Below are 7,542 nucleotides of genomic sequence, written 5' to 3'. Positions count from 1 at the left end.
CTTTGCAAAACACTGAAGATCTTCTTTACAAACTATTGGCAGGCCAGCTGAAATCTGTCGGATTTTTTACGGAAAACGAAACGCAGCCTGTTATGCAGGGGTTTTACGGCAGGTGGCTGGAAGAAAGCATCTCCATCTTGGTGCAAAAAGGCTTTTTGAAACAGTCTGGCAGTACGTATGTGTTAACGGGTCCGATAGAGCGTGCGGACGTTCTGTGGCAAGAATGGGATGAAAAGAAAGCTCCTTTACTCAAGGACAGCAGCAAACGGGCGATGATCACCTTAGTGGAGACCGCTCTCAGAGCTTTGCCGGATATTTTATCCGGCAGAGTTTCTGCCACTGATGTTCTGTTTCCTGATTCCTCAATGGAATTGGTTGAAGGAATCTATAAAAACAATGAAACGGCAGACTACTTTAATGAGGTGCTCGCTGACACATTGACGGCTTTCATTGAAGAACGCCTGAAAGAAGACCCGAACGCGGAAATCCGGATATTAGAGATCGGAGCGGGGACGGGCGGGACGAGCGCGGCCGTTTTCAAAAGATTAAAAGAGGTCAAACATCATGTGAAAGAATATTGCTACACCGATCTGTCAAAGGCCTTTTTCATGCATGCTGAAAAAGAATACGGTCCCGACAATCCGTATTTGACTTATAAGCGGTTTAATGTGGAAGAGCCCCCGGCTTTGCAGGGTATAGAGGCGGGTGCATATGACGCGGTAATTGCGGCAAATGTGCTTCACGCGACAAAAAATATTCGGCGGACACTTCGCAATGCCAAAGCGGTGCTTAAAAAGAATGGGATTTTGCTATTAAATGAGATCAGCAGCCATTCGGTTTATTCTCATCTGACATTCGGTCTTTTGGAAGGCTGGTGGCTGTATGAAGACGCCAAACTGCGTATTCCCGGATGCCCTGGGCTGTATCCTGAAGCGTGGCAGTCTGCGCTGGAAAGCGAGGGATATCGGTACGTTACATTTATGGCGGAATCGTCACATCACCTCGGCCAGCAGATCGTGGCAGCAGAAAGCGACGGCGTCATCAGGCAAAAGCAGCCGGACGCGCCGGCGGTTGAAGAAATTGCGGCTTCCAAAGAGCCGGCTGATTTCACAGAACCGTCTTTCTCAGTCACAGACCGGACGGTGCAATTCATAAAAGAAACGTTAGCCAAGTCCATAAAGCTTGCTCCCGAGCGCATTCAGCCGGAAACCAGCTTTGAAAAATACGGCATCGACTCCATTTTGCAGGTGAATTTTATCCGTGAACTGGAAACATTGACGGGCGAGCTGCCGAAAACGGTCTTATTTGAACACACGAATACGAAAGAACTTGCCGAGTATTTGCTGGAAACTTACCCGGATAAGCTGCAACAGGCATTCGGAGCCGATCAAGCGCCTCCTGAAACGGAGCATCCGGAACCTGCAATGAATGAACCGGTGCCGCTTGTCACGGAAACGCGGCGATTTATCACTGAACAAAAAGAGCCAAAAGCGCCAAAGCCGGAAACAGAAACCGTCACCGATAATCGCTCAGATCGTGACGACATTGCCATTATCGGCATCAGCGGCCGCTATCCCGAGTCTGAAACCCTCGATGAGCTGTGGGAGCATTTAAAAGCCGGAGACAGCTGTATTACGGAAGCTCCGGAAAACAGATGGAAGTCCGGTCTTCTGAAAACGATGGCAAAAGAAACACGAAAAGAAGAACGCAAAACACGGTACGGCGGATTTCTGCAGCATATTGACGCTTTTGACCATCACTTGTTTGACATCCGGGAAGACCATGTGATGGAGATGACACCTGAGCTCCGTCTAAGCCTTGAAACCGTATGGGAAACATTTGAAAACGGCGGCTACTCGTTAGAGAGAGTAAACGAATGGCAGGAATCAGACAGCGGAATCGGTGTATTTATGGGCAGTATGTACAATCAATATTTCTGGAATATCCCGTCATTGGAAAAAGCTGCGCTCAGCTCTAACGGAGGGGATTGGCATATCGCCAACCGCATTTCCCACTTTTTCAATTTAACGGGCCCGAGCATGGGCGTTACGACCGCATGCTCCAGCTCACTGAGCGCCATTCATCTCGCCTGTGAAAGCCTGAAGCTTAACAGCTGTTCCATGGCGATTGCCGGGGGGGTCAATCTCACGCTTGAACCGTCTAAATATGATGCGCTCGAACGGGCGAATTTGCTTGAACAGGGAAGTGAAAGCAAAAGCTTCGGAACCGGCACGGGGCTGATGCCGGGAGAAGGAGTCGGTGCGGTGCTCTTGAAGCCGCTCTCCAAAGCGGTTGCCGACAAAGACCATATTTACGGGGTCATTAAAAGCAGCGCGTTGTGCCATAGCGGCGGAAGGCAGATGTACACGGCTCCGGATCCGAAACAGCAGGCGAAGCTCATGGCGGCTTCCATTGACAAAGCCGGAATCAATCCGGAAACAATCAGTTATGTTGAATCAGCGGCAAACGGCTCTGTATTGGGAGATCCGATTGAGGTCATTGCCCTGACGAACGCGTTCTCGCAATATACCGATAAAAAACGATTTTGCGCGCTTGGATCCGTCAAGTCAAATCTCGGCCATTTAGAGGCGGCCTCCGGGATGTCCCAGCTCGCGAAAGTGCTGCTGCAAATGGAGCGGGAAACATTAGTTCCGACCATTAACGCAAAACCGCAAAATCCGAATATCGCGCTTGAACAAACGGCCTTTTACCTGCAGGAGAAAACCGAGTATTGGGAGCGTCTGAAGGATGCCGAGACGGGAGACATCGTACCGCGGAGAAGCATGATCAATTCCTTCGGGGCAGGCGGGGCATATGCAAATCTCATCGTAGAAGAATATATCAGCCCGAATTCCGATCAGGCCCGTCACGGCGATGAGGAATATATTTTCCCTGTGTCAGCGAAAACAAAATGGAGTTTTGAAGCCTATCTTGAGAGACTTGCGGCCTTTTTAGAAAAGACGCCATCTCTTCATCCGGCCGCCATCGCATCTGCGCTGCAAAAAAGAACGCATCATCCGGAGTATCGGGCGGCATTTACGGCTGCTTCCGTTCAGGAACTGCTGGAAAAACTGGCCGCTTACCGCATGGATCAGCGGAATCTCAATTTCTCCGATTCTGATATCGGCCGGCGTGCGCGGCAATGGGAAAAAGGAGAGAATATCACGTTTGATCAGTTGCAGCAAGAGCACGCCGTTCATCTGCCGGCCTACGCTTTTGACCACGGGACTTCTTTTCATTTCGGTGAATCAGAAAACGCTGCCGGCGTTCAGGCGGTATACAGTGATGACGACCCATACGTGAAAGGGCATCAATTCGGCGGAGAACCGGTACTCGTCGGCGCTACATATAACAGTCTGGCAGTCGATCATTTTTGTGACCTTTTTCCTGAAGCGGAAGGAGGACATATTAAAAAACTGAATTACGTCAGCCCCATTACCGTAAAAAAAGGCGATCACATCGAGCTGAAAACAGAATCGAAACAAAACGGGGATGGATTTGAACTGAGCATAATGCACCGCAGCCGCACGTCTCCTGATTGGAGCATAGCGGCGTATGCCGAGTGCAGCCCGTATCCGTTTCAAAAGCAGCACGCAGATCTGGCGGCCATTCAGCGCTCTTACCGGGAAGTGGGCCGGATAGATGAGTTATACGGAGATGGAACGGGAACCGTCGTGTGGGGAGAAGAATTTAAAACGATCACCCGTCTGTACAAAGGCACTGATGCCGTTTTAGCGAAAGTGAACCTGAACAATAGCGACTCACAACAAGCGCATCATTATGCCATAAATCCATTAATCGCCAACAGTGCTTACTTGGGCTCGCTTTCTTTATTGGACCAAACAGAGACGGAAAGCTATCTGCCGTTCGGCATTAATTCCGTCACCTTCAGCAGCCCGGAAAATCTTACCGATTGCTGGCTGCACATCAAGCTGGCTAAACAAACGGGGGAAATGATTCTGATTAACGCAGATGTCATCAGCAGCCGATCGGAAGTGGTGATGCGTTTTGAAGGCTATGCCCTGAAACGGTTCCGCCCGAAAACCGAACAGATGAATCAGCCGGCCCGAACGGCTGTTAAGAATGCGGGAGCACCGATTTCTGCCGGCAGTCTGACAGATGATATCCGCAGCTACGTCCTTGGCAAGCTCGCCAAGATGATGGATGAACCCGCGTCATCTCTTCGTTCTGACGCGAATATCATGGAATTGGGACTTGATTCAGCGAGTCTGATCGGGCTGACAAAAGAGATCGGCCAAGAGGCGGACATCGATGTGAATCCAACATTGTTTTTCGAGTATCCGACGGCGGAGGAGCTGACCCGCCACTTCGCGTCAGCATATGAGAGCAAGTTTTCTCAATTGCTTGCCGATCATAGGCATTCAGAAGAGGCCGGGGTCACGGAAACAGAAGAGCGCACTTTACCGAAGAAACAGCATACGCCTTGTGAAAACGCCGATGTCAAGCAAGGAATCGCGATTATCGGTATGTCAGCTCAGTTTCCGCAATCCCCGGATATCCAGTCTTTTTGGGGACACATCGTAAACGGGGATCACTGTATTACCGAAATTCCGGCGGACCGCTGGGACTGGCGCCGTTACGCCGGCGATGAGAATGACACGAGTCTCAGATGGGGCGGTTTTATTGACGGTGTCGGCGAATTTGACCCGCTCTTTTTCGGAATTTCTCCTAAAGAGGCATCACAAATGGGGCCGGAGCAGTTTCTGCTTTTGATGCATACATGGAAGGCAATGGAGGATGCGGGCCTGACAAATAAGGCATTATCAAGCAGACCGACAGGCGTTTTCGTTGCCGCGGGCAACAGCGATCCGAACAATGGAACAGCCATTCCGTCCATCATTCCGAACAGGATATCATATGCCTTGAATTTACAAGGACCGAGTGAATATTACGAGGCTGCCTGCACGTCAACGCTGGTGGCATTGCACAGGGCGGTTCAATCAATCCGTCATAACGAATGTGAGCAGGCTGTCGTGGGCGCCGCCAATATTCTGCAATCGCCGAAAGGTTTTATCGGTTTTGACTCGATGGGATATTTAAGCAAAAACGGCCGGGCGAAATCGTTCCAAAAAGATGCCGATGGCTTTGTCAGAAGCGAAGGGGCGGGCGTTATCATCATCAAACCGCTTGAGGCGGCAATTGAAGACGGCGATCATATTCACATGGTCATTAAAGGAACAGGAGTGTCTCACGGCGGTAAAGGCATGTCGCTTCACGCACCGAATCCGGCGGGAATGAAGGCCGCGATGAAAAAAGCGTACGAAGACACCGATGTTGATCCGCAAACCGTCACTTATATTGAAGCGCACGGCATTGCCTCCGAAATGGCAGATGCGCTGGAGTTTAATGCAATCAAAGCGGGTTACGGCGAGTCTGCAAATCAAGAGGAAAGCGCGCCTTGTTATATCAGCACCGTGAAACCTTGCATCGGGCACGGCGAACTCGCTTCCGGACTGGCCGCCCTTATAAAAGTAGCGATGGCCATGAAGCATCATACCATCCCGGGCATTCCCGGATTTACAGCTGCAAATGAGCAAATGGTTATTCAAAAAAGCCGCTTCCGTTTCACCGAAGACAATCAGGAATGGTCACAGCTCACCGACCATACGGGCAGACCGATCCCGCGCCGGGCCGCAATTAACAGCTATGGCTTCGGCGGCATGAATGCGCATGTCGTCTTGGAACAGTACAGTCCGAGCCATAAAGACAAAGAATCTGCGCATGACCCGCAGCTTATCGTGCTTTCTGCTAAGAGCGAAGGGCGTCTTAAGGCGTCCGCAGGTCAGCTGGCTGATTTTGTGCAAACTGGAGATACTCCGTCATTGCGGGATATTGCTTATACGCTTCAGACCGGCCGTGAGGCGATGAACTGCCGCTTGGCACTCGTTGCCCGCAATCAAGATGAATTGCTGGAAAAACTGAAAGAGTACAGAGCATTTTCCGAAGAAAGCAATGGAATGAAAAGCTTCTTTACAGGCAGTCAGCAGACTGGATCAGGAGATATCGGCGTTTTACTGGAAGGGACTCTCGGTACAGTCGTCACGGAGACGCTGTTGGCTGAAAACAATCTGGAAAAGCTTGCATTTTGCTGGGTGAAAGGTGCGGATATACCGTGGGACAGACTCCACCAAGGCAAATCTGTTCAAAGAGTGCCGCTTCCGACATATCCTTTTGAACACCACAAGTATTGGAACGGCGGTCAGCCAGAAGACATCACCCTTGCGCCGGTTTCCCAGGACCCTCAGCTCCGCCGCGAGAGCGCAGCTGACATTGTGGCTGACATTTTGGGGATGAAGGCAGCGGAAATTGATCAAAATAAGCCGCTGACTGAATACGGCTTTGATTCAATCTCCTCTATTCAGCTGCAGAAAAAACTTGAGGACGGAGACAGCCGCATCAGTCTGGAAGCTCTTCAGAAATGCAGCACTCTTCAGGAGATCGGCATGCTGTTAAAAACGAACCAACCGCATGAGGCGGGCCGGAATTTTCCCGAACTCGTCAAGCTGAATGAAAGAGAAAAAGGCCGTCCTGTTTTTTGGTTTCACGGCGGAACAGGAGGCGTTGAAGCATACCAGCCATTCGCCAAAAAGAGTCAGCGTCCTTTTTACGGCATCCAGGCAAGAGGTTTGACAGGGAAAGAGCCGCTGCAAGGAATCGAAGAGACGGCCGCTTCTTATATGAGAATCATCCAAGCGGTACAGCCGAAAGGCCCTTATGACCTCGGCGGATATTCCTTGGGCGGGATGCTTGCTTATGAAACCGCGCGCCTCTTGCAGGAGGAAGGTCATACAGTAAAAAGCGCCGTCATGATCGACACCCCGTACAGTGAAAAATGGAAAGAGAGAAAACCATCTGTTAAGTCAGTCATGCTGCAAACGATCAATACGATGCTTACGGCATATCTTAAGCCTGAAAACCATGAAGAGGCATTAATCAGCAGAGAAGACATTACCGTCCAGGCTGAGGAAGAAGAAGTATTGAAAGAATTGATCGGCCTTGCCAAAAAGCGCGGTCTGCCAAAATCCGAAGAAGCGATCCGGATGCAGCTGGAGCAAATGATGAAGACGCAGCTCGCTTACGGAATGGAAGAGTATGACATGAAGCCGCTGCCTCATCCGGAAGCGCTGCAATGCTACTACTTCCGTAATAAAAGCGGTTTGTTTCTCGGAGATCTTGAACGTTATCTGACAGCAGAGGAAGAACAAATTCCGTTAGACCATGATGCGTATTGGAAAGAATGGGAACACCAGATAAAACACTTTCACCTGCTGGACGTCCACTCTTCCAATCATGTCACAATGCTGTCGGAACCAAAGCCGCAAAACGCCATTAAGGCATTCTGCGAAAAACTGTACGCAAACAAAGGAACGATAAGCGCAAATTTCCTTAAATCTTTCAAAAAAAAGCTGGACGAAACAAATGAGTTGGTAAAACGGTAATAGAGAACGGCCGGAGCAATCCGGCCGCTTTTTTTACAATAGAACTAAATACACTATGTACTAAATATTCACTGTTATATTG

At 50.0% G+C, this 7,542-nt stretch carries 1 protein-coding gene; it reads left to right on the top strand.

Going from position 1 to position 7,542, the window contains the following annotated elements; genetic code table 11:
- Positions 1–2: 2 nt before the first annotated feature.
- Complete coding sequence (locus C5I45_RS10905; RefSeq protein WP_107994388.1) at positions 3–7,460, top strand: beta-ketoacyl synthase N-terminal-like domain-containing protein; 7,458 nt, start codon at positions 3–5, stop codon at positions 7,458–7,460.
- The last annotated feature ends 82 nt before the right edge of the window (positions 7,461–7,542 follow it).

This window comes from Bacillus sp. ZY-1-1 (genome assembly GCF_003047165.1).
GTDB lineage: Bacteria > Bacillota > Bacilli > Bacillales > Bacillaceae > Bacillus > Bacillus velezensis.
This window is presented reverse-complemented; position numbering and strand designations above follow the sequence as displayed.